The sequence below is a fragment of the Vibrio sp. 10N.261.54.E10 genome (assembly GCF_002877735.2).
GTDB lineage: Bacteria > Pseudomonadota > Gammaproteobacteria > Enterobacterales > Vibrionaceae > Vibrio > Vibrio crassostreae_C.
This window is the reverse complement of record NZ_MCXE02000002.1, coordinates 1,561,597-1,587,316: the sequence shown is the minus strand read 5'-3', so window position 1 is coordinate 1,587,316 and position 25,720 is coordinate 1,561,597. Positions and strand designations below refer to the sequence as shown.

Here is a 25,720-nt window from a genome sequence, read left to right as displayed (position 1 = left end):
AAAAATAAATAAAAAAAAGCCATGTATCAATAACTCTACATGGCTTTAATGAGGGCAACTTTACGCTGCCCTATCTGCTTGTCGGTTTAGACTAAAACTAAGCCCTCTCGATTAAATCGAGCTTTGGTCGAAGTCGTTGCCTTGATCGGTTCCAGTTTGAGAATCTGAATCGAAACTTCCAGAGTCGTCCGTGAAGTCGACACCTTGGTCTTGACCTCCCGCACTTGTCCAGTCGCTGCCACCAGATTCCATACCTGCCATGTCCGGTTGCTGTTCTTGCGTAGAGCCTTGCATGGTGTATTGATCATCGACCTCAACTTCAACAGAACCGCTAGCACCGTCTATTGAGCTACCCAATTCGTCGTAACCTTGGAATTGGATCTCGCTAGTACCTTCGTAACCTTCTGGAAGTTCAACAGATACAGGCTGCTCTAAGTTGCCACTGATTGTGAAGCTACCATCACCGTTATCCAGTGCGTTACTTACAGTAGCGCCCTCAGGTAAGCCAGACATATCAGCGTAATCAACCGATTCGTTACCACTCACCTCATCTGGAATCGAGATAGAGATAGTATCGCCCGGCGCCGCAGTTACATCTGCTGCGCTGTCTTCAGTTTCAGCATCTTGAGCTTGGTCATCAGCTTGTTGAGCCACTTCCACTTGTTGCTCTTCTGTTGCTTGAGCAGCTTGGACTTGTGGTTCATCACTTTGTACTGAATCATCTTCAACTTGGATGCTTAAGCTGTGACTTGATACTTCACCGCCGTCGTTAACTTCAACATTCATCGCTAAATTGCCATCGAAGTCTTCGTTCGGCCAGTAAGTCCACTCACCTTCACCTGATTCGGCAAAGAAGCCAGCATCGTTCGCGTCTGCAACATCAACAACCTGTGCAGAATCACTCACGCCCAACTCATCCACCAGCTGTGCATCCGTGATAGTTAGTGAACCATCATCAGCTAAGGTATAACCTTCGCTCGCCGCTGTTTCATCGCCACTTTGGATATCCACATTGAAGAAGCTTTCGATGCGATTTTCGCCATCGGTCGCGATAAACCCAACTTGAACATCGCCGGTGTAGTCTTCAGCAGGAGTGAATTGATAGTTACCTTGGTTATCGCTCTCAATTACGCCCTGACCTTCCATCAAGCTTACTGACTCAATGCTCAAGCTATCGCCTTCTGCATCGCTCAGATTCGCTAACATGTCTTCATCAGTGAACGACAAGGTTGCATCCGCTGCGATTTCCGTCGTTGTGATGCTGTTAACTTCTGGTGCTGCATTCTCTTGCGAGTCGCCTTCTTTCACGACCACGCCAGTTTGCTCATCATGAAGCACGCCATCTTTATCAACTACGTACGCAATGTCTGCTTCGCCCGTGAAGCCTGGTGCTGGTGTGAACGTCCAAGTGCCATCGCCATTATCGACAATCTCACCTTGGCTGCGGTCGGCAAGATGAACCAGTTTCACTTCATCATCGCTGTCTGCATCCACATTCTCAGCCAAACCAATTAGGTCGTCCGCCGTTAGGATGATGGAATCACCCGCCACAGTTTCGAAATCACCTGAATCGATACCATCATCAAACGCTTCCGGCTCATCTCCGTAATCAACCGTTGTTGCGCTTACGGTTACGAAGAACTCACCATGGAAGTCTTCAGGCGGCGTCATTTGAATGTTTGAGATATCCCAGTCGAACAGGTCGATGTATTGACCCGGCTCGGTGATCATCACGGTATTCACACCATCTGTTACCTCGAATCCAACAGGGAAACCTGTCATCACCAAGTTACTTAGTGTTTCTGAATCATCGACTAGGCCAACGTTCAGTCCCAAGTGACCCGTTTCATCTTCGCCGAAGACTAATGGACCGTCATGGTCAGTTGAAATAACCGCGCCATCTGCGACAGGACGTACGTACACAGGAACATCGAGAACCGTTTCGAACTCACCGTCACTCACGACAACTTGTAGGTCAGAAACACCCGCAAAGTCGCCTGTTGGTGTGAATGTCCAAGTACCATCACCGTTGTCTGTAACTTCTCCGCCATCTTCACCGTCTGCGGTGATAATGCGAGAAACAACAAGGTCTGCGGTATCAATGTCACCGAACAAGTTCATCAAGTCGCCAGCATCGAAGGTGAACGCGCCATCTTCGTCTGTGGTCATCATTGCGTTGCCGACATTGAATGGTGCGTCGTTAACCGGAATGACATCCACATTCAGCGAGCCATCAACCACTTCTTCACCGTCAGTAGCTTGATAACCGAGTTCTACTAAGCCATTAAAGTCTTGAGTAGTCACTAAGTGATACATGCCGTCTGGTTGCTGAGTTAAGGTCGCATTCGCTGGTGCTCGTACTGTGATGCTCTCAATGCTGATCTCGTCGCCATCAAGGTCTGTCACTTGACCCGCGATGTAAGCAGGGTCAATCACCATGACCACATCTTCTTCGCCTTGCATCTCAATGGTTGGCGCTTCAGGTGCATCATTCACTGGCGTAACATCGATGTTGCCGTCGACTGAAATTGTCTCTTGGCCATCGCTAACGTTAAACGTCATTGGCACATCGCCATTGAAGTTTTCGTTTGGTGTAAATGACCAAGTACCATCTTCGTTATCTAGCAACTCACCCAAGCTAGGGTCGATTTGTAGACCAGAAGCCGACAGCTCGTCTGCGGTGTTATCGATGTCGGTAGCTTGAGCTAACAACATGTCTTGTGTGATAAGAATGGTGCTGTCTTCGGCTGTGGTTAGTTTCACATCCTCAGATTCAGGTCCATCGTTCACAGCCAGAACTTCGATACCTGCCGTTGTTGTTGCCGTTGCACCGTCATCATCGGTCACGACCACATCTAGGCTGATATCACCATTAAAGTTCTCGTTTGGCGTGAAGGTCACAGACCCATTATCGTTTTGAACCAAGGTGCCGTCAGAGCCTGAGTAAGTCACGCTTTCGAGTGACACTTCACCATCAACGTCAGAGCTATTAGCAATTAACTGCTCAGGGCTGATTGTAATGGTGCCATCTTCGTTCATTTGGTAAGACGTAGAACCCGCTACCGGCGCATCGTTAACATCCGTTACCGTCACACCAATATTAGCATCGACTGTCTCAGTGCCATCAGTCACTGTGAAGCCAAGGTTGACATCGCCATTGAAGTTCTCGTTCGGAGCAAAGCTATAAGTGCCGTCACCGTTGTCAGTGAACACACCCTCTGCGCCCGTGTAAGACACATCCGTGATAGAAAGGTCATCACCATCAATATCCGCAGCACCTGCTAATAGGTCAGCGTCAGTGAAGGTTAGCGTTCCATCTTCCTCAACAGTAAAGTTTTGGTCTTCTGCTGTTGGTAGGTCATTGACTGGATTAACGGTTAGGTCGACGCCAGCTTGAACAGTTTCAAGGCCATCTGACACATCGAAGCTCAAATCAATGTCACCGTTGAAATCAGCATCCGGCATGATAGTAAATGAACCATCTTCGTTCGCTGTTACAGTCGCATTGTCACCTGCAGATAGATTGCTTGCGGTTAGTGCATCACCATCAACATCCGATGCGTTAGCCAGCAACTGCTCTTGAGATAGCGTAATTGAACCATCTTCATCAACCGAGTAAGCCAGGTTTCCGGCCACTGGTGCGTCGTTAACTGCAATAACTTCAATACCAGCAGTGGTTTGAGCGGTAGCACCATCGTCATCAATAACCGTCACATCAAGGTTGATGTCGCCGTTAAAGTTTTCGTTTGGTGCGAACGTTACCGAACCATCTTCATTTTGAACCAAGATACCGTCTGCACCTGAGTAGCTCACGCTATCAAGAGACACTTCCCCGTCCACATCGGAGCTATTAGCAATCAACTGCTCAGGGCTCAATGTGATGGTGCCATCTTCGTTCATTTGGTAAGACGTTGCGCCTGCCACAGGTGCATCGTTAACGTCTGTTACCGTTACGTCGATGTTTGTATCGACTGTCTCAGTGCCGTCAGATACTGAGAAGTCTAGACTTACGTCACCATTGAAGTTCTCGTTCGGTGCAAAGGTGTAAGTGCCATCGCCATTGTCGGTGAACACACCCTCTGCGCCAGTGTAAGACACGTCGGCAACTGAAAGCTCATCACCATCAATATCAGAAGCACCCGCTAGCAGTTGCTCGTCTGTAAAGGTAAGTGAACCGTCTTCTTCAATGGTGTAAGCGACATCTTCTACAACTGCGATGTCATTCACTGGATTCACAGTAAGGTCGGCCGTTGCGACAACCATTTCAGTACCATCAGAAAGGTCGAAGCTTAGGTCAATATCACCATTAAAGTCGGCATCCGGTGTAATAGTAAATGAACCATCATCGTTTGCCGTAACGGTAGCGCTATCACCCGCGGTTAGGTTGGCCGCGGTAAGATCATCGCCGTCCACATCCGATGCTTGAGCCAGCAGTTGCTCTTGGCTTAGCGTGATTGAACCATCTTCATCCACTGAGTAAGCCAAGTCACCTGACACTGGCGCGTCGTTAACCGCGATAACTTCAATACCCGCAGTGGTTTCAGCCGTTGCACCCTCTTCATCAGCAACGGTGACATCTAGGCTGACATTGCCGTTGAAGTTTTCATTTGGTGCGAAGCTGTAAGTACCATCACCATTGTCAGTAAATATACCGTCTGCGCCTGAGTAGGAAACGTCGCTAACGGATACATCACCTTCAATGTCTGAGCTGTTCGCAAGAAGCTGTGCTTCAGAGATGGTAATCACGTTATCTTCGTCAACGCTGTAGGTCGTTGAACCTGCAACTGGCAAGTCATTAACGGCAATAACGTCGATACCTGCGGTTGTTTCAGCGGTTGCGCCATCTTCATCCATTACAGAGACATCAAGACTGATGTCACCGTTAAAGTTTTCGTTTGGAGCAAAGGTGTAAGTACCATCACCATTATCAGTGAATACACCATCAGTGCCGCTGTAGCTTACATCGCTGACAAACACTTCCCCTTCAACATCCGAGCTATTCGCTAGAAGTTGTGCATCGCTTAGGGTGATACTGCCGTCTTCTTCAACACTGTAAGTCGTAGAACCCGCTACCGGTACGTCGTTGATTGGAACCACTTGAACATCAATATTCGCCGATACAACATCTGTACCATCACTCACATCGTAAGTTAGGTCGACATTACCATTGAAGTTCTCGTTTGGAGCAAAGGTATAAGTACCGTCGCCGTTATCCGTGAACACACCGTCTGTACCTTCGTAGTTAACCGACTCGACAGAAAGGTCATCGCCATCAATATCCGTTGCACCAGCCAATAGCTGTTCATCGGTAAAGGTCAGCGAACCATCTTCATTAATGGTGTAGTCGTGGTCGTAAATTACAGAAAGGTCGTTAACTGCTGTTACGGTCACGTCTAGTTCCGCTGGAGTAACCCCACCGTTGCCATCGTCTACGTTGTAGCTAATCGAGAATTCACCATTGAAGTTCTCTTCCGGTGTAATGGTGTAAGTACCATCACCATTGTCAGTGATAAGAGCGTTCTCAATGGAAACATCTCCAACACTTGGTTCGTTACCACCCGTTTCACCAGAATCATCACCTTCCTCGCCGGTTAGCAATTCAGAGATATCAATGCCGTTTTCATTCGCGAGCGCTTCTTCTGCCGTTGGTAAATCAAACGCATTCTCGCTGCCTACATCTTGGCTTGGAACAATAACGCCGTTCACGATATCAAATACATGCCAGTGGTCACCCGATGGGCTTTCAGATAAATCAGGGCTAAAGGTTTCAACCAATGTATCGCCAACAAATACCTGAACCTGTACATCTTCAACACCATCTACATCCCAACTTCTGCTGGTGTAGTTGTGTACTGAATAGTGCATGTCCGCATCTTGGTAGTTTGGAATGGTGATGGTTTCAGGGCCGCCACCATTTGTGTCATCTACATCTTGTTGAACGACATTACCTTCACCCAAATCATGGCTCATGTCGCGATAGTGAATATGGTCTAGCTCATTGCCATTCTCTGTATCGTAGAGCCATAGGTGGTTGTCCATATCACGTGGGCTGTCACCCCATGTGACCACGATACGCATATCTGTTTCTTCAAGTACTTCGGATATAGCGGTTACGCCACCGTTGGTATCTTCGCCTGCTGGAACCAGGAAGCTGCTAGTAATAGAGCCTTCTTGTTCAATAGTGACGGTACCTTGGTCAACAACAGGACCGCTCACAGAGTAGTTGCCGGATTGATCCGTCTCCGCCGTGTAAGAATGACCTGCGTTGTCGGTTAGCGTAACATCCGCACCTGCGATTGGATTGCCAGTTTCAGCATCCAACACTGTACCGGTTACGGTTGTTTCATCGCCCTGCTCTCCGATAATTGCGGTCATGTCATCGTCTTCGATGTCAGTCGCGAATTGTAGGAGCTCTTCTTGAGTAATGGTGTATGAACCGTCTTCTTCAATGGTTATCGCCACATCAGCAGAAACAATTGGCGCGTCGTTAACTGGGTCAACGGTTAAGCCTAAGTTAGCGGCAATTGGTGTGTCGCCATCGCTGATGCTGTAGGCAACATCGATGTAGCCATTGAAGTTTTCGCTTGGAGTGATTGAGAACGTGCCATCGCCATTATCGACAATCGTTGCATCGTCACCCACTAAGGTTAAGTCGGAAGCGACAAGGTCATCGCCCTCAATATCAGCGGCATTCGCAAGTAGCTGTTCCTGCGTGATAGTGATGACGTTGTCTTCATCAACGTTCGCGTAAACATCAGATGTCGTTGGCAAGTCATTGACTGGGTTTACCGTCAGATCGGCGTTCGCCACAATTGACTCAGTACCGTCCGAAATATCAAAGCTTAGGTCGATATCGCCATTGAAGTTCGCATCTGGCGTTACCGTAAAGGTGCCATCGCCATTATCAACAACGGTTGCATTATCGCCTGCGCTTAAGTTGCTTGCGGTCAGATCATCGCCATCCACATCAGATGCTTGAGACAGCAACTGCTCTTGAGTCAGAGTAATCGAACCATCTTCATCAATGCTGTATGCCAAGTCACCCGATACTGGTGGATCATTAATTGGAAGAACATCAATACTTGTGCTGGTGGCTACTGTCGCACCGTCTTCATCTGTCACCACTACATCGAGGCTAACATCGCCATCGAAGTTTGCGTTCGGTGCAAAGCTGAATGTGCCGTTGCCGTTGTCAGTAAAGATACCGTCAGCGCCTGTGTAAGTAACACTATCAATCGCCACTTCACCTTCAATATCAGAAGAGTTCGCCAACAGTTGCTCTGCACTGATGGTGATAACTTCATCTTCGTTGACTGAGTAGCTGGTTGAGCCTGCGATTGGCGGATCGTTCACCTCAAGTACGGTGATTCCCGCGGTGGTCGCTTCTGTTGCCCCTTCTTCATCGGTAACAACAACCGCTAAGCTCACATCACCATTGAAGTTCTCGTTTGGCGAGAAGGTGTAAGTGCCGTCACCGTTGTCTTCGAACACACCGTCACTGCCAGTGTAAGTCACGCTATCAATCGCAACCTCACCTTCAATATCTGAAGAGTTGGCTAATAGCTGTTCGTTACTGATCGTGATTGAGTTGTCTTCATGCACAGTGTAAGACGTGCTACCCGCCACTGGTGGATCGTTCTCAGGCGTCACGCTCACATCAATGTTGGCTTGAACCGTATCCGTGCCATCTGACACATCAAAGCTGAAGTTCACATCACCATTGAAGTTCTCGTTTGGCGCAAAGCTGTAGCTTCCGTCACCATTGTCGGTAAGCACACCATCAGCACCCGTGTATGTCACACCTTCGACTGTTAGGTCATCACCTTCAACATCCGTCGCACCCGTTAACAGGTCAGCGTCAGTGAAGTTAAGAACCCCATCTTCACCAATAGTGAATGCTTGGTCTTGTGGCTCTGGCGCATCATTGACAGGTGTTACCGTCAAGTCTAGGCCAGCCGCGACCATGTCTTCTCCATCGGTTACATCGTAACTAAATTCGATATTACCGTTGAAGTTTTCACTCGGTGTAATGGTGAAGCTGCCATCGTCGTTCATTTGAACGGTCGCATTTTCATCATTGGTAGTTAGGTTGATTGCTGATAAATCATCACCATCAATGTCAACAGCGTGCTCTAGCAACTGCTCTTGAGTTAGCGTGATGCTGTTGTCTTCGGCTGTCACAGCACTGATGTCACCATCAACTTCTGGAGCATCATTCGCTGGCGAGATATGAATCGTCACATCTTGGGTTGCCGTCGCGGTGGTGCCCGTATCAACATCAGTCGATGTCGCATTTACAGTTAGAACCACATCACCATTGAAGTCACCTGAAGGGATAAACTCTAGCCCTTCTAGCTCGCCTGGTTGCAATGACCATGTGCCATCACCGTTATCGGTACCTGCAGAAAGCGAGCTGCCTTCCGGCACATCTTCAATCAAAATAGCAAGGTTTTCTGAACCATCGGTATCAGTAAGCGCCGCATCAATATCAAGTGGTACAGGTGTATCTTCGGTACCAATGATTTGGTAATCCGCGTCAGACACTGTGATTTCAATGTTATCGATGCCAAACGACTCATCACTTACACCTTGATTCAAGGTTGAACCGAAGCCTAACTCAAGTTGGCCGTCTTCAACGGGTACCGTTAGGTTGATTTGGTGTGCTTGGTCGTTCCAACCACTGAAACCTTCACCTTGCGACACGCCGTGAACAACTTCACCGACTTCATTGCCCGCTGAATCGTACAACGTTGTAGTGCCATCTTGAGTTTGGAACGCAGAATTATCTAATGTCGTTAGCTCTTCGCCGCCGACAAAGATTTGGAACGACTCACCATCCCAAGAATCAATTTCGTAGAAGTTGAACGAGATATTAACTTCGCTCACATCACTTGGAATGTCGTAAGTTTTGCTGACGGCTTCATCACCGCCCGTTCCACCAATACGACCTAGCATGTCACCCGACTCGAAGCCTTGAGAGCTTTCTGTGCCTGTATTCCAACCGTTTGAGCCAGACTCGAAGTTGTCTGAAGCAATCACTAGGTCAGAAGCAATCGACAGCTCTGGCATATCAACCACAGATTGAACATCAATCGTCGCTTCTGCTGGTACTGTCGCGGTACCGTCATTCACGTCGAACGTCACATTCACATTGCCGTCGAAGTTTTCATTCGGTGCGAATGTGTAAGTGCCGTCGCCGTTATCAACCAAAGTACCGCTATCTGAAGCCACATTTTCAACCGATAGGTTATCACCATCAATGTCGCCCGCATTTTGCAGCAGTTGTTCTTCTGTGAAGGTAAAGCTGGTGTCTTCTTGAGTCACAAATTGTGGCTCACCGACTGTTGGCAGGTCATTAACTGGGTTAACCGTTAGGTCAGCCGTTGCTTGAAGCGTCGCATCGCCATCGGTAATGTCGAAGTTCAAATCAATGTCGCCATTGAAGTTAGCATCTGGCGTGATAGTGAAACTACCATCATCGTTTGCTGTAACTGTCGCATCACCACCAACGGTTAGGTTAGCCGCTGTTAAGTCATCGCCATCAACATCACTCGCTTGAGCAAGTAATTGCTCTTGGCTCAAGGTAATTGAGCCATCTTCGTCCACGCTGTACGCCAAGTCGCCCGATACCGGAGCATCGTTAACAGGCAGAACATCAATGCTTGCGTTGGTCGCTACGGTTGCGCCTTCTTCATCAGTAACGACAACATCAAGGCTTACGTCGCCATCGAAGTTAGCGTTAGGTGCGAAGCTGAATGTTCCGTCACCATTGTCGGTAAAGATACCGTCTGAACCTGTGTAGTTAACGCTATCAATCGCCACTTCACCTTCGATATCAGAAGCGTTTGCCAACAGTTGCTCTGAACTGATGGTGATAACTTCGTCCTCGTTGACTGAGTAGCTGGTTGAGCCTGCGATTGGTGGATCGTTCACCTCAAGTACAGTAATACCCGCGGTGGTCGCTTCAGTTGCGCCCTCTTCATCAGTTACGACAACATCAAGGCTAACTTCGCCGTTGAAGTTTTCGTTTGGTGAGAAGGTGTAAGTACCGTCACCGTTGTCTTCAAAGACACCGTCAGCGCCAGTGTAAGTCACGCTATCGACTGCCACATCACCTTCAATGTCAGAAGAGTTAGCAAGTAACTGTTCGTCACTGATGGTAATTGAGTTGTCTTCATGAACGGTGTAAGACGTGCTACCTGCAACCGGTGGATCGTTCTCTGGTGTCACGCTGACATCAATGTTGGCTTGAACTGTATCCGTGCCATCTGACACATCAAAACTGAAGTTCACATCACCATTGAAGTTTTCGTTTGGCGCAAAGCTGTAGCTTCCATCGCCATTATCAGTAAGAACACCATCCGCACCTGTGTAAGTAACGCCTTCAACCGACAGATCATCCCCATCAATGTCAGTCGCACCTGTCAGCAAGTCTTCATCAGTGAAGTTCAAGATGCCGTCTTCGCCGATGCTGAACGTTTGATCTTGTGGTTGTGGAAGGTCATTGACTGGGTTAACGGTTAGGTCAGCCGTCGCAACCAGCGTATCTGTACCATCGCTAATGTCGAACGTTAGGTCAATGTCACCATTGAAGTTCGCATCTGGCGTAACGGTAAAGCTGCCGTCATCGTTAGCAACAACCGTCGCGTCTCCATCAACAATCAAGTTAGAAACAGTAAGGTCGTCGCCATCTACATCACTCGCTTGAGAAAGAAGCTGCTCTTGGCTCAAGGTAATCGAACCGTCTTCCTCAACACTGTATGCAAGGTCCCCTGATACTGGTACATCGTTGATTGGTAATACATCAACCGTAATAAACGTATCAACTTGAGCGCCGTCTTCATCTTGAATGGTTACATCCAATTGAACTTGGCCGTTGAAGTTTTCATTCGGAGCGAAGCTACATGTACCGTCACCATTGATTGAGAAGATACCGTCTGGGCCATCGTAGTTGATCTCAACAAGCTCAACATCACCTTCAATATCAGAAGCGTTCAACAGAACTTGAGACTCATTGAAAGTCAGTACTGAATCTTCATCGATGGTGTATGACGTAGGGCCAGCAACTGGCGGATCGTTCACCTCAAGGACAGTAATACCCGCCGTTGTTGCTTCAGTCGCTCCATCTTCATCCGTCACGACAACATCTAGGCTAACTTCGCCATTGAAGTTCTCGTTTGGAGAGAAGGTATATGTGCCGTCACCGTTGATTTCCAGAACACCGTCGCTACCACTGTAAGTCACGTTATCAATTGCGACTTCGCCTTCGATATCCGAAGAGTTCGCTAGCAATTGTTCGTTACTGATCGTAATAGAGTTGTCTTCATGAACCGTGTAAGACGTGCTACCCGCAACCGGAGGATCATTCTCTGGCGTCACGCTCACATCAATGTTAGCGGTTACCGTATCGGTTCCATCTGATACATTGAACGAGAAGTTCACATCGCCATTGAAGTTTTCATTCGGCGCGAAACTGTAGGTGCCATCGCCATTATCGGTTAGGACACCATCTGCGCCAGTGTAAGTTACACCTTCAACACTTAGGTCGTCCCCTTCAATGTCCGTTGCACCTGTTAATAGGTCTTGGTCATTGAACGTTAACACGCCATCTTCGCCGACTGTGAATGCGTGGTCTTGTGCTTCTGGACCGTCATTTACTGGTGAAACTGTTAACTCAAGGTTGGTAGAGACAACATCATCACCATCAGACACATCAAACGTAAAGCTCACATCGCCATTGAAATCAGCATCTGGCGTTAATGTGTACGTACCATCACCGTTATCGGTAATCGTAACGCTCTCATCATCGGTTGCTAAATTCAGAGCCGTCAACTGATCGCCATCTAAATCACGCGCATTAGCCAATAAGTCTTCTTGCGTAATGATGATTGAACCATCTTCTTCAACCGTTGCAGAAACCGGAAGTGCTTCAGGTGCGTGCTCAATGTGCGCGCCTGTCGCGTTAATGTAGATGGTTTGAGATACCGTTTCAGAATCATCATTCGATAACTCTGTCGCAGTTGCGGTTACATGAACTTCAAGCTGCTCATTGAAGTCTTCTGGTAACTGGATTTGTAACGCATTTTCGATAGCCGTTGTTGGTAAGTTCACCGTACCATCAGGACCAACCGTTACTTCACCGCTGTAGATTTGGCTGTTCACTTCACCGACATCGATTGTGAAGTTGAAGTCAGAATAGTCAGCATCACCGCCGCCATACAAATCTTCAAATCCGTAAACCAGCTCGCCGTCTTCATTAACCGTAGTACGAGTATGTTCGATACCATCTTGGTTTAGCTGAGAGCTTGAACCACCATGGAAGATCGCGTCACCATTTTGGCCTTGAATCACTGTCTCGGTTCCATCAGCAGCCACAAAGACAAGTTGAGGATCAACCGTATCCATGTTCGCAGGCGAACCATCCTCAGCACGGAACTCGTACTGACCGTCTTGCATCGCATCAAAGTCGTTGTGCTGATGTCCGTTTGGAATTAAGAACAGGTTAAAGCTTTCGCCTTCCTCGACTTGGAAGCTGAATTGATCTTGCCCTGGAACAAGGTCGCCGCCACCACCAACTTGTGATGCGTTTTCGTAAACAACTTCAACACCTGTGATGTTGCCGTCTTCGTCTACTTTGTAGTAACCCGCAGCGTTTTGGTAGCCAGCCGTCTCACCTTCAAACGTTACTGTGATTTCAGTGTCGTTGTAACTGGTGATACCGTTCTCTTGGTCATTCAGAACGCCTTCGTTATCGTATTGAATAACCGAACCTTCTGGCACACCATCTACTGTAACAGTGAGTGTTTCAGACAAGTCTTGGTCGACAAGTGCCGCAGCAATGTTCAGTTCAACAATACCGCCTGGCTCAACCAAAATCGCCTGGTCGTCGACGTTAACACCATCACCATCCGTGATAACTAAGTCAGGCGCATCAGCAACTGCTTCAATGTGAACATTAATGTCTTGTTCAACTTCATCCGTACCGTCTGTCACAGTAAAGCTGAACTGCAGATCACCACTGAAGTGCTCTTCAGGAACGAAGCTGAACGTGCCATCGCCGTTGTCGGTTACTGTGCCTTCATCACCAGAGTAATTGATGCTGGTAACGCTTAGGTCGTCGCCATCAATATCAATTGCAGCACTCAATAGATCTTCTTGAGTGAACAGGATGCTGCCATCCTCTTCGATGTGGTACATTCCTGGAGCAACAATTGGAATGTCATTCACCGGATTAACGGTCAATGTCATATCATTAGACGTGCTCAGCTCACCGTCGCTCACCTCATAAGTGAATGCAATATCGCCATTGAAGTTCTCTGAAGGTGTCACTGTGTACGTGCCATCACCATTGTCTACAATGCTGGCATTTGGATCGTTAGTTTCAAGCGCGCTTGCAAACAACTCATCGCCATCTTGGTCGCTCGCGTTCTCCAACAACATTTCTTGTGTAACGAGGATTGAACCATCTTCGTCGACATCTGCCACCATTGGCGTCGCTTCTGGCGCATCGTTGACGAACTCAACTTTTAGGTCGATGTTTGCGGCAACCACATCAGTGCCATCGCTCACATCAAACGCTAAGTCAACGTTACCGAAGAAGCCCTGCTCTGGTGTTAATGTGTATGTTCCATCGCCATTGTCTGTGACTTCTACCGTGTCGCTTGCACTCGTCACATTCACAACTGACAGTTCGTCGCCTTCAATGTCTGTCGCTTGTGCTAATAGTTCAGCTTCGGTAATGGTAATCGCTTGACCGTCTTCCGTAGTGAAAGACATGTCAGGCACGTCTGGAGCATCGTTGATAGGGTTTACGGTTAGGTTGAGGTCAGCCGCAACAGTTTCGATCGCGTCAGTGACATCATAAGTAAACTCAATCTCACCAAAGAAATCTGCACTTGGTGTAATAGTGAAGCTACCGTCTGGGTTTTCTACAACAACCGCATTTGGATCGTTGGTCGCTAAGTTAACGGCTTCAAGGTTGTCGCCATCGACATCCGTCGCATTCGCTAACAGATCCTCTTGAGTGATAGTGATTGAACCATCTTCATCAACAGCGGCTTCAATTGGACCACCAACCTCTGGGCCTTCATTGACAATTTCAACGTCAACTCTTGCTGTACTTGGTGCGCTTGCTTGGCCATCACTGATATCGAAAGTCAGATTCACTTCACCGTAGAAGTCTTCTGCAGGTTCGAAGGTAAAGGTATTATCACCGTTATCCGTTAACGTACCTTGCGTTTGGTCTGCAAGTAATAGGTTTTCGACATGAAGAATGTCGCCATCAACATCGGTAGCACCAGACAATAGGTCTTTCGCTTCGATGATCATGGAGCCGTTTTCAAGCATTTGGGTGTGCAATGGTTCACCCGGAACCGGCACATCATTGACTGGTACGACCGTTAGGTCTAGATGCGTTGCAACTTCATCAGTTCCATCAAACACCTTGTAGTCGATGTCGATTTCACCATTGAAGTTTTCATTCGGCATGAAGGTAAACGTACCATCGCCGTTATCAACTAGCTCACCGTTATCACCACCGTAAGTGATGTCAGAAATAGACAGCGTATCGCCTTCCACATCTGTGGTATTCGCTAGCAAGTCATCTGCACTGAACGTGATACCTTCATCTTCATCTGTCGATAGAACAATCGGGCCAGAAACGATTGGCGCATCATTTACTGATTCGAAATTGATATTGATGATATTGCTGTCTGTCAGCTCACCATCGGTAACTTGGTAACCAAGTTCGATTTCACCATGGAAGTTTTCATCCGGTGTTACCGTCCAAGTACCATCACCATTATCGGTGAGTGTTGCATGCTCTGAGTTTTCACCCACTAGCTCGAGATTTTCAATATCAAGGTCGTCGCCATCAATATCAGATGCTTGCGCCAGTAGTTGCTCTTCGGTAATTACAACCGAAGCAAACTGGGCAGAACCATCGGTATCGACAGTAATATTCGGAAGATCAGCCGTTAACTCGATTTCGTTGTCACCCGCATGGATATTCAACTCAACCGTTTCAGTAATCTCTGAGCCATCTACACCAATCGATGTAAACACAGCTTCATCATGACAAGTTTGTGACACTGTCATGTTTTGAACGACGTAAGTACCATTACCTTGCACGGTACCAAGCTCAAAGTAAGACACTGGTTGATCAACCGTTAGCGTGTAATCTGTCTCGAAAGTACCACGGTCTTCTTTGTGGTAAGTCATCGAGTCAATTAAGTCGCCATCCTCATTGAACGCTTTGATTTCGACTTCTGTAAAATGACGAGACTCTTCCATGAACCAACCACCCAAACCATCTAGGTGGAAACTGATTTCATTGATGTCTTGACCTTCAACCGAAACAGTCAGTTTCTCATCACCACTCAGGCCTTGGCGGTCGGTATCACCAAGTCCGTGACCAATGTGGGTGTTACCATTCCAAGCACCAAGAGGATCATCGTTACTTTGAACGGTTACCGTTAAGTCACCATCTGAGAACTCACGCGTATAAGGGTCAACTTCTGTACCCCAATCATCCACACTCGCGTTATCGTCAAACGTACCGATTTGTGTGGTGTGTGTACCTTCAGCAAGAGCATCTTCACTTGGAACAAAGCGGACTTCGGTATCTGCAGGAACTTCTTGTCCTACTTCCAGTACCACCCATTCGTCATTCACATTCGCTTCAATGATGCCGTTTTCTGGCGCTTGGTCTAAACGTAGTGCTGGTTCTTCACGAAGTGTCACACCAACGGTTTGGTCTTCTTGTGCTTGGATGAAGATTTCATCGCCCGCTTCCGGCGCATCGTTGACAGGGTTAACCGTCAAGTCGAGTGTCGTCAGAACTTCATTCTCACCATCACTGATGTTGTATGTGAAATCCAACTCGCCATTGAAGTTTTCTGTGTGCGTAATGGTGAATGAACCATCGTCATTAGTAACAATTGTCGCATCTGGATCGTTGGTTTGTAGGTTAGTTGCCGTTAACTCATCACCTTCAACATCAGTTGCGTTTGCAAGCAGCTGCTCTTGAGTAATGGTGATTGAATTATCTTCATCGACTTCAGCCTGAATGCCCGAAGTTTCAGGTCCGTCATTCACAGCGATAACATCGATGCCAGCGGTTGTGGTTGCGGTTGCACCGTCTTCGTCAACGACAACAACGTCTAGTGAAATATCACCATCGAAGTTTTCATTTGGCGTAAAGGTGTAAGTACCATTGCCATTATCAACAAAAGAGCCATCATCACCGGAGTACGATACTCCAGACAGTGAAACATCACCTTCTACATCGGAAGAGTTTGCCAATAATTGCTCATCACTGATCGTGATTTGGCCATCTTCTTGAACTGTGTACGATGTTGAGCCCGCTACTGGTGGGTCATTCTCAGGCGTTACGCTGACATCAATAACAGCTGATGTTGAATCAGTACCGTCAAAGACATCGAATGAGAATTGAACATCACCATTGAAGTTCTCGTTTGGAGCAAAGCTATATGTGCCGTCGCCATTATCGCTAAGAACACCATCTGCACCTGTGTAGAGTACGTTTTCAATCGACAGTTCATCACCATCAATATCCGACGCACCTGCAAGCAGGTCAGCATCGGTGAAGAGTAACGTACCGTCTTCTTCAATCGTGAACTGTTGATCTTGCGCTTGTGGCAAGTCATTAACCGGATTCACGGTAATGTCTAGGCCAACTTGAACTGAACCACCATCGTTATCGATGATATCGAAGTTCAGATCTAGGTCACCGTTGTAATCTGCGTTCGGTGTGATGGTGTAGCTGCCATCATCATTGTGTTGGATGGTCGCATTTTCATCAGTAGATAGATTGATAGCTTCTAAGTTATCGCTATCGATATCACCTGCTCTTGCTAGCAATTGCTCTTGGCTTAGCGTGATGGAGCTATCTTCATTGATGGTGTAAGCCAAATCGCCCGATACTGGCGCATCATTGATTGGCAATACATCAACGTTAATGTGTGTTTCAACCGTTGCGCCATCTTCATCTTGAATGGTCACACCCAGTTGAACCTGACCATTGAAGTTTTCGTTGGGTGCAAAGCTGCATGTACCATCACCATTTACAGTGAAGATACCGTCAGAGCCATCGTAGTTAATGCCAACAAGTTCTACATCGCCTTCGATATCCGAAGCATTCACAAGAATCTGAGATTCACTGAACGTCAGAACCGAATCTTCGTCAATGGTGTATGACGTTGGACCCGCAACTGGTGGATCGTTCACTTCAAGAACGGTAATACCTGCTGTGGTTTCATCAATTGCACCTTCTTCATCTGCAACAATCACATCAAGGCTGATATCACCGCTGAAGTTTTCATTAGGAAGGAAGGTATAGCTGCCATCGCCGTTATCTTGGAACACACCATCAGTGCCACTGTAAGTCACAGTATCAACCGACACCGCACCTTCAATATCCGAAGAGTTAGCTAGCAACTGTTCATCAGAAATTGTGATGGCATTGTCTTCATTGACCATGTATGAGGTTGAACCCGCAACTGGCGGATCGTTCTCAGGAGTCACACTCACATCAATGTTAGCGCTAACGGTTTCTGTGCCATCAGACACATCGAAACTGAAGTTCACATCGCCATTGAAGTTTTCATTTGGCGCAAAGGTATAAGTACCATCACCGTGGTCGGTCAGTACGCCATCACCACCTGTATAGCTAATACCTTCAACGGTTAAGTCGTCGCCATCAATATCGGTGGCACCGGTAAGTAAGTCGGCGTCTGTAAATTGAAGCGTACCGTCTTCTGCGATACTGAATTGTTGGTCTTGAGGAACCGGCAAGTCATTAACTGGGTTAACAGTAAGATCGGCGGTTGCTTGAACCGTGTCAGTACCGTCAGTGATGTTGAATTGAATATCAATGTCACCGTTGAAGTTTTCATCTGGCGTAATCGTGAAACTGCCGTCATCGCTAGCTACAACCGTCGCATCACCACCAACTGTTAAGTCACTTGCGGTTAGATCTTCGCCTTCTACATCGGACGCTTGAGACAACAGCTGATCTTGGCTCAGTGTGATTGAACCATCTTCGTTAACGTTGTAAGCCAAATCACCAGACACTGGCGCATCATTGATTGGTAATACGTCAACATTGATGACGGTTTCCACTTCTGCACCATCTTCATCACGAATGGTGACATCAAGCTGAACTTGGCCATTAAAGTTCTCATTTGGAGCGAAGCTGCAAGTGCCGTCACCATTTACTGAGAAGATACCCTCAGGGCCATCGTAGCTAATACCAACAAGATCAACATCCCCTTCTACATCTGAGGCGTTAAGCAACACTTGAGACTCACTGAAGGTAAGTACTGAGTCTTCATCAATGGTGTAAGACGTAGGGCCTGCAACCGGCGGATCGTTCACTTCAAGAACATTGATGCCCGCGGTCGTTGAGTCGGTCGCACCATCTTCATCAGCAACAACCACATCCAGTGCAATTTCACCGCTGAAGTTCTCATTTGGCGAGAAGGTGTAAGTGCCGTTACCATTGATTTCGAGGACACCGTCGCTACCAGAGTAAGTCACGCTGTCTATCGATACATCACCTTCAATATCTGAAGATGTTGCCAATAGTTGTGCATCAGAAATGGTAATCGAATTATCTTCATTCACCGTGTAGGACGTTGAGCCCGCAACAGGCGGATCGTTCTCAGGAGTCACGCTAACATAAATGTTTGCAGACACGGTATCGGTACCGTCTGACACATCGAAGCTAAAGCTCACATCACCATTGAAGTTTTCGTTTGGAGCAAAGCTATATGATCCCTCACCCAAGTCAGTCAGTACGCCATCAGTGCCTTCATAAGTGATGCCCTCAACCGTCAGGTTATCACCTTCAACGTCTGTCGCGCCTGTAAGCAGATCCGCGTCTGTGAACTGTAAAGTACCGTCTTCTGCAATACTGAACTGTTGATCTTGAGGTACTGGTAGGTCGTTTACTGGGTTAACCGTTAGGTCAGCCGATGCTTGAACGGTATTGGTGCCATCAGAGATATCGAAACTGATATCGATGTCACCGTTGAAGTTCTCATCTGGCGTAATCGTGAAACTGCCGTCATCATTAGCAACGACTGTTGCATCACCGTCAACCGTTAGGCTGCTAGCTGTTAGGTCATCGCCTTCTACGTCAGAAGCTTGCGATAGAAGCTGCTCTTGGCTTAGACGAATCGAACCGTCTTCGTCGATTGAGTACGCTAGGTCACCAGACACAGGCGCATCATCTTCGGCAGTTACGCTTACGTCGATGTTTGCTGACACCGTATCGGTGCCGTCAGACACATCAAAACCGAAGTTTACGTCGCCATTGAAGTTTTCATTCGGCGCAAAGGTGTAAGTCCCGTTGCCGTTGTCGGTCAAGATACCGTCGCCGCCATCGTAGGTCACACCTTCAACCGTTAGGTTGTCGCCTTCAATGTCAGTAGCGCCTGTTAATAGGTCTGCATCGGTGAAGATAAGCGTTCCATCTTCTTCAACACTGAACTGTTGATCTTGAGGTACTGGCAAATCATTTACTGGGTTAACGGTTAGGTCTGCAGAAGCTTGAACCGTATTGGTGCCATCAGAGATATCGAAGCTGATATCGATGTCACCATTGAAGTTCTCATCTGGCGTAATCGTGAAACTGCCATCATCGTTTTGAGTAACGGTTGCATCACCGCCAACCGTTAGGCCGCTAGCAGTCAGGTCATCGCCTTCCACGTCAGAGGCTTGAGAAAGCAGCTGCTCTTGGCTTAGACGAATCGAACCGTCTTCATCGATTGAATAAGCTAAGTCACCAGACACAGGCGCATCATCAACCGCTGTTACGCTTACGTCGATGTTTGCTGATACCGTATCGGTGCCATCTGACACATCGAAGCCGAAGTTTACGTCACCATTGAAGTTTTCATTCGGTGCGAAGGTGTATGTGCCATTACCGTTGTCGGTAAGAATACCGTCGCCACCGTCGTAGGTCACACTTTCAATAGTAAGGTTATCACCTTCAACGTCTGTCGCGCCTGTAAGCAGATCCGCGTCTGTGAACAGTAAAGTACCGTCTTCTGCAATACTGAACTGTTGATCTTGAGGGACTGGTAGGTCGTTTACTGGATTAACGGTTAGGTCAGCCGATGCTTGAACGGTATTGCTGCCATCTGAGATATCGAAGCTGATATCGATGTCGCCATTGAAGTTCTCATCTGGCGTGATGGTGAAGCTGCCGTCATCGTTGGCTAAAACCGTCGCATCACCACCAACTGTTAGGTCGCTCGCTGTTAGATCATCGCCTTCCACATCTGATGCTTGTGAAAGCAACTGCTCTTGACTTAGACGAATCGAACCGTCTTCGTCAATTGAGTACGCTAGGTCGCCTGACACAGGCGCATCATCAACCGCCGTAACACTCACATCGATGTTTGCAGAGACCGTATCGGTACCATCTGATACATCAAAGCCGAAATTTACATCGCCATTGAAGTTTTCATTTGGAGCAAAAGTATATATGCCATTGCCGTTGTCGGTCAGGATACCGTCGCCACCATCGTAAGTCACACCTTCAATCGTTAGGTTGTCGCCTTCAATGTCTGTAGCGCCTGTTAACAGGTCTGCATCAGTAAAGATAAGCGTACCGTCTTCTGCAATACTGAACTGTTGATCTTGAGGTACTGGCAGATCATTAATTGGATTTACGGTTAAATCTGCAGATGCTTGAACTGTATTGGTGCCATCTGAAATATCAAAGCTGATATCAATGTCACCATTGAAGTTCACATCTGGCGTGATCGTGAAACTGCCGTCCTCGTTTTGAGTAACGGTTGCATCACCACCAACCGTTAGGCCACTAGCAGTAAGGTCATCGCCTTCAACATCAGATGCTTGTAATAACAGTTGCTCTTGGCTTAGACGGATAGAACCATCTTCATCGATTGAGTACGCTAAATCGCCTGACACAGGTGCATCATCAACGGCAGTTACACTCACATCGATGTTTGCTGACACCGTATCGGTGCCGTCAGAGACATCGAAGCCGAAGTTTACGTCGCCATTGAAGTTCTCATTCGGAGCAAAGGTGTACGTACCATTACCGTTATCAGTAAGAATACCGTCGCCACCATCGTAGGTCACACCTTCAACTGTAAGGTTGTCACCTTCGATGTCTGTAGCACCTGTTAACAGGTCGGCATCGGTGAAGATTAACGTGCCGTCTTCTTCAACGCTGAACTGTTGATCTTGAGGTACTGGCAGGTCATTAACTGGGTTAACGGTTAGGTCAGCTGATGCTTGAACCGTATTAGTACCATCTGAGATATCGAAACTGATATCGATGTCACCGTTGAAGTTTTCATCTGGCGTAATCGTGAAACTGCCGTCATCGTTTTGAGTAACGGTTGCATCACCGTCGACCGTTAAGCCGCTGGCTGTTAGGTCATCGCCTTCAACATCTGACGCTTGTGATAAAAGTTGCTCTTGGCTTAGACGGATAGAACCATCTTCATCGATTGAGTACGCTAGGTCACCAGACACAGGCGCATCATCAACCGCAGTCACACTTACATCGATGTTTGCTGATACCGTATCGGTGCCATCTGACACATCAAAACCGAAGTTTACGTCGCCATTGAAGTTTTCATTCGGTGCGAAGGTGTATGTGCCATTACCGTTGTCGGTAAGAATACCGTCGCCACCGTCGTAGGTCACACCTTCAACCGTTAGGTTGTCGCCTTCAATGTCCGTTGCACCTGTTAATAGGTCGGCATCGGTGAAGATTAACGTGCCATCTTCTTCAACGCTGAACTGTTGGTCTTGAGGGACTGGCAAATCATTAACTGGATTAACAGTAAGGTCAGCCGAAGCTTGAACCGTGTTGGTACCATCAGAGATATCGAAGCTGATATCGATGTCACCATTGAAGTTCTCATCTGGCGTAATCGTGAAGCTGCCGTCATCGTTTTGAGTAACGGTTGCATCACCGCCAACCGTTAGGCTGCTGGCCGTCAAGTCATCGCCTTCCACATCTGATGCTTGAGAAAGCAGCTGCTCTTGGCTTAGACGAATCGAACCATCTTCGTCGATTGAGTACGCTAAATCGCCTGACACAGGTGCATCATCAACGGCAGTTACACTCACATCGATGTTTGCTGACACCGTATCGGTGCCGTCAGAGACATCGAAGCCGAAGTTTACGTCGCCATTGAAGTTCTCATTTGGCGCAAAGGTGTATGTACCATTACCGTTGTCGGTAAGAATACCGTCACCGCCATCGTAGGTCACACCTTCAACCGTTAGGTTGTCGCCTTCAATATCAGTCGCACCTGTTAATAGGTCAGCATCAGTGAAAATAAGTGTGCCGTCTTCTTCAACGCTGAACTGTTGGTCTTGAGGCACTGGCAGGTCATTAACTGGATTAACAGTAAGGTCAGCCGAAGCTTGAACGGTATTGGTACCATCTGAGATATCGAAGCTGATATCGATGTCGCCATTGAAGTTCTCATCTGGCGTGATGGTGAAGCTGCCGTCATCATTAGCTACAACCGTTGCATCTCCACCAACCGTAAGGTCGCTAGCTGTCAGGTCATCGCCTTCAACATCTGACGCTTGCGATAGCAATTGCTCTTGGCTTAGACGAATCGAACCATCTTCGTCGATTGAGTACGCTAGGTCACCAGACACAGGCGCATCATCAACCGCTGTTACGCTTACGTCGATGTTTGCAGAGACTGTATCGGTACCATCTGATACATCAAAGCCAAAGTTTACGTCGCCATTGAAGTTCTCATTTGGCGCAAAGGTGTATGTACCATTACCGTTGTCGGTAAGAATACCGTCACCGCCATCGTAGGTCACACCTTCAACCGTTAGGTTGTCGCCTTCAATGTCAGTAGCGCCTGTTAACAGGTCTGCATCGGTGAAGATAAGTGTACCGTCTTCTTCAACGCTGAACTGTTGATCTTGAGGTGCTGGTAAATCATTTACTGGGTTAACGGTTAGGTCAGCCGATGCTTGAACCGTATTGGTACCATCAGAGATATCGAAGCTGATATCGATGTCACCGTTGAAGTTCTCATCTGGCGTGATGGTGAAGCTGCCGTCATCGTTAGCTACAACCGTTGCATCACCACCAACCGTTAGGCCGCTAGCCGTCAGGTCATCGCCTTCAACATCTGATGCTTGTGATAAAAGTTGCTCTTGGCTTAGACGAATCGAACCGTCTTCGTCGATTGAGTACGCTAGGTCGCCAGACACTGGTGCATCATCAACCGCCGTAACGCTCACATCGATGTTCGCAGAGACCGTATCGGTGCCATCAGACACATCAAAGCCGAAGTTTACGTCGCCATTGAAGTTTTCATTCGGCGCAAAGGTGTAAGTACCATTACCGTTGTCAGTAAGAATGCCGTCGCCGCCATCGTAAGTCACACCTTCAACCGTTAGGTTGTCACCTTCAATGTCTGTCGCGCCTGTAAGCAGATCCGCGTCTGTGAACAGTAAAGTACCGTCTTCTTCAACACTGAATTGCTGATCTTGAGGAACTGGCAGGTCATTGATTGGGTTAACGGTTAAATCGGCAGAAGCTTGAACGGTATTGGTACCATCTGAGATATCGAAGCTGATATCAATGTCGCCATTGAAGTTCTCATCTGGCGTGATGGTGAAACTGCCATCATCGTTAGCTACAACCGTCGCATCACCACCAACCGTTAGGCCGCTAGCAGTAAGGTCATCGCCTTCAACATCAGATGCTTGTGATAACAGTTGCTCTTGGCTTAGACGGATAGAACCATCTTCATCGATTGAGTACGCTAAATCGCCTGACACAGGTGCATCATCAACGGCAGTTACACTCACATCGATGTTTGCTGACACCGTATCGGTGCCGTCAGAGACATCGAAGCCGAAGTTTACGTCGCCATTGAAGTTCTCATTTGGCGCAAAGGTGTATGTACCATTACCGTTGTCGGTAAGAATACCGTCACCGCCATCGTAGGTCACACCTTCAACCGTTAGGTTGTCGCCTTCAATATCAGTCGCACCTGTTAATAGGTCAGCATCAGTGAAAATAAGTGTGCCGTCTTCTTCAACGCTGAACTGTTGGTCTTGAGGCACTGGCAGGTCATTAACTGGATTAACAGTAAGGTCAGCCGAAGCTTGAACGGTATTGGTACCATCTGAGATATCGAAGCTGATATCGATGTCGCCATTGAAGTTCTCATCTGGCGTGATGGTGAAGCTGCCGTCATCATTAGCTACAACCGTTGCATCTCCACCAACCGTAAGGTCGCTAGCTGTCAGGTCATCGCCTTCAACATCTGACGCTTGCGATAGCAATTGCTCTTGGCTTAGACGAATCGAACCATCTTCGTCGATTGAGTACGCTAGGTCACCAGACACAGGCGCATCATCAACCGCTGTTACACTTACATCGATGTTCGCAGAGACCGTATCGGTGCCATCTGACACATCGAAGCCGAAGTTTACGTCACCATTGAAGTTTTCATTCGGTGCGAAGGTGTATGTGCCATTACCGTTGTCGGTAAGAATACCGTCGCCACCGTCGTAGGTCACACTTTCAATAGTAAGGTTGTCACCTTCAATGTCTGTAGCACCTGTTAACAGGTCTGCATCGGTGAAGATGAGTGTGCCATCTTCCTCTATTTCAAACGTTTTATCTTCAGGAACAGGCGCGTCATTAATCGGGCGTACCGTTAAATCAATTGCGCTGCTAATCGTTTCTTGGCCGTCACTGATGTCGAAAGTAAGGTCAAGTTCACCATTAAAATCAGCTGAAGGAACAACGGTGAAAGTACCATCACCATTGTCTTGAACTGTTGCATCATCACCAACTTGAACGTTAGAAGCAACAAGCTCGTCCCCATCTACATCACTTGCGTATTCGAGTAATTGTTCTTGAGTGAATGTTATGGAGCCATCTTCATCCATGATGTAAGCCAGATCTTGTTCAGCTTCTGGCGCATCATTTTCACTTTCCACTTTGATTTTAAACGTTTCGCTTACCGTTTCAGAATCAAAGTCATCCTCTACTTCGCTAATGGTCTCTTCGTCAGAAGCTTGAACATCAACTGCAAACGTCTCTTCTACTGTTTGTGAATCTAGCTCATCACCAACTTGTTGGTCACCCGACTCTGAAGATGTCGCACTCGGCGCTGCTGAAGTACGCGCAGCTTGGCCTTGTTCTTCATTACCTTCAGCGTCTACACCACCTGTCGCAGCCTCTGCGATATCACCACCTACAGCTTGTGCGCCCGCTCCAGCACCGCCACCACTGCCAGCAGCGTTATCCGAGCCAGCTTCAGAAGCGGCTCCACCAACTACATTGGATTGTGCAGCGTCTGAATCTCCATCACTTTCTGGCGTCTCTTCTTGCACAGCCGCACCAGAAGCAGAGGCATCTTCAGCATTACCTGCACCACTCGGATTTTCGTCTAAAGCCTGGTTAACTTCGTCTGCCGCATCCGCATTTTCAGCACCCGTCGCTATTGTCGACGCAATCGTGTTTTGTTGATTTTGTTGATTCTGCTGTTGGGAGGGCGTACCCGCGTCGTTCGTGTCCGTTTGTTCTACCGCGTCATTTAGATCTTCATTTTGGTTGTTTTGGTTATTTTCGCCTGCCATTACAGCCTCCGTTGCTACTAGCTAACTGATCGTATTTATAGAGGCATTAAAGGACATCATTTTGAAAAACCAATTTTTT

At 47.6% G+C, this 25,720-nt stretch carries 1 protein-coding gene; it reads right to left on the bottom strand.

The window, feature by feature from the left end:
- Positions 1-111 precede the first annotated feature (111 nt).
- Positions 112-25,641 carry a tandem-95 repeat protein gene (locus BCU07_RS18210; protein ID WP_413286177.1) on the bottom strand — a complete coding sequence of 8,510 codons (25,530 nt, stop codon included), beginning with the start codon at positions 25,639-25,641 and terminating at the stop codon, positions 112-114.
- Positions 25,642-25,720: the final 79 nt, after the last annotated feature.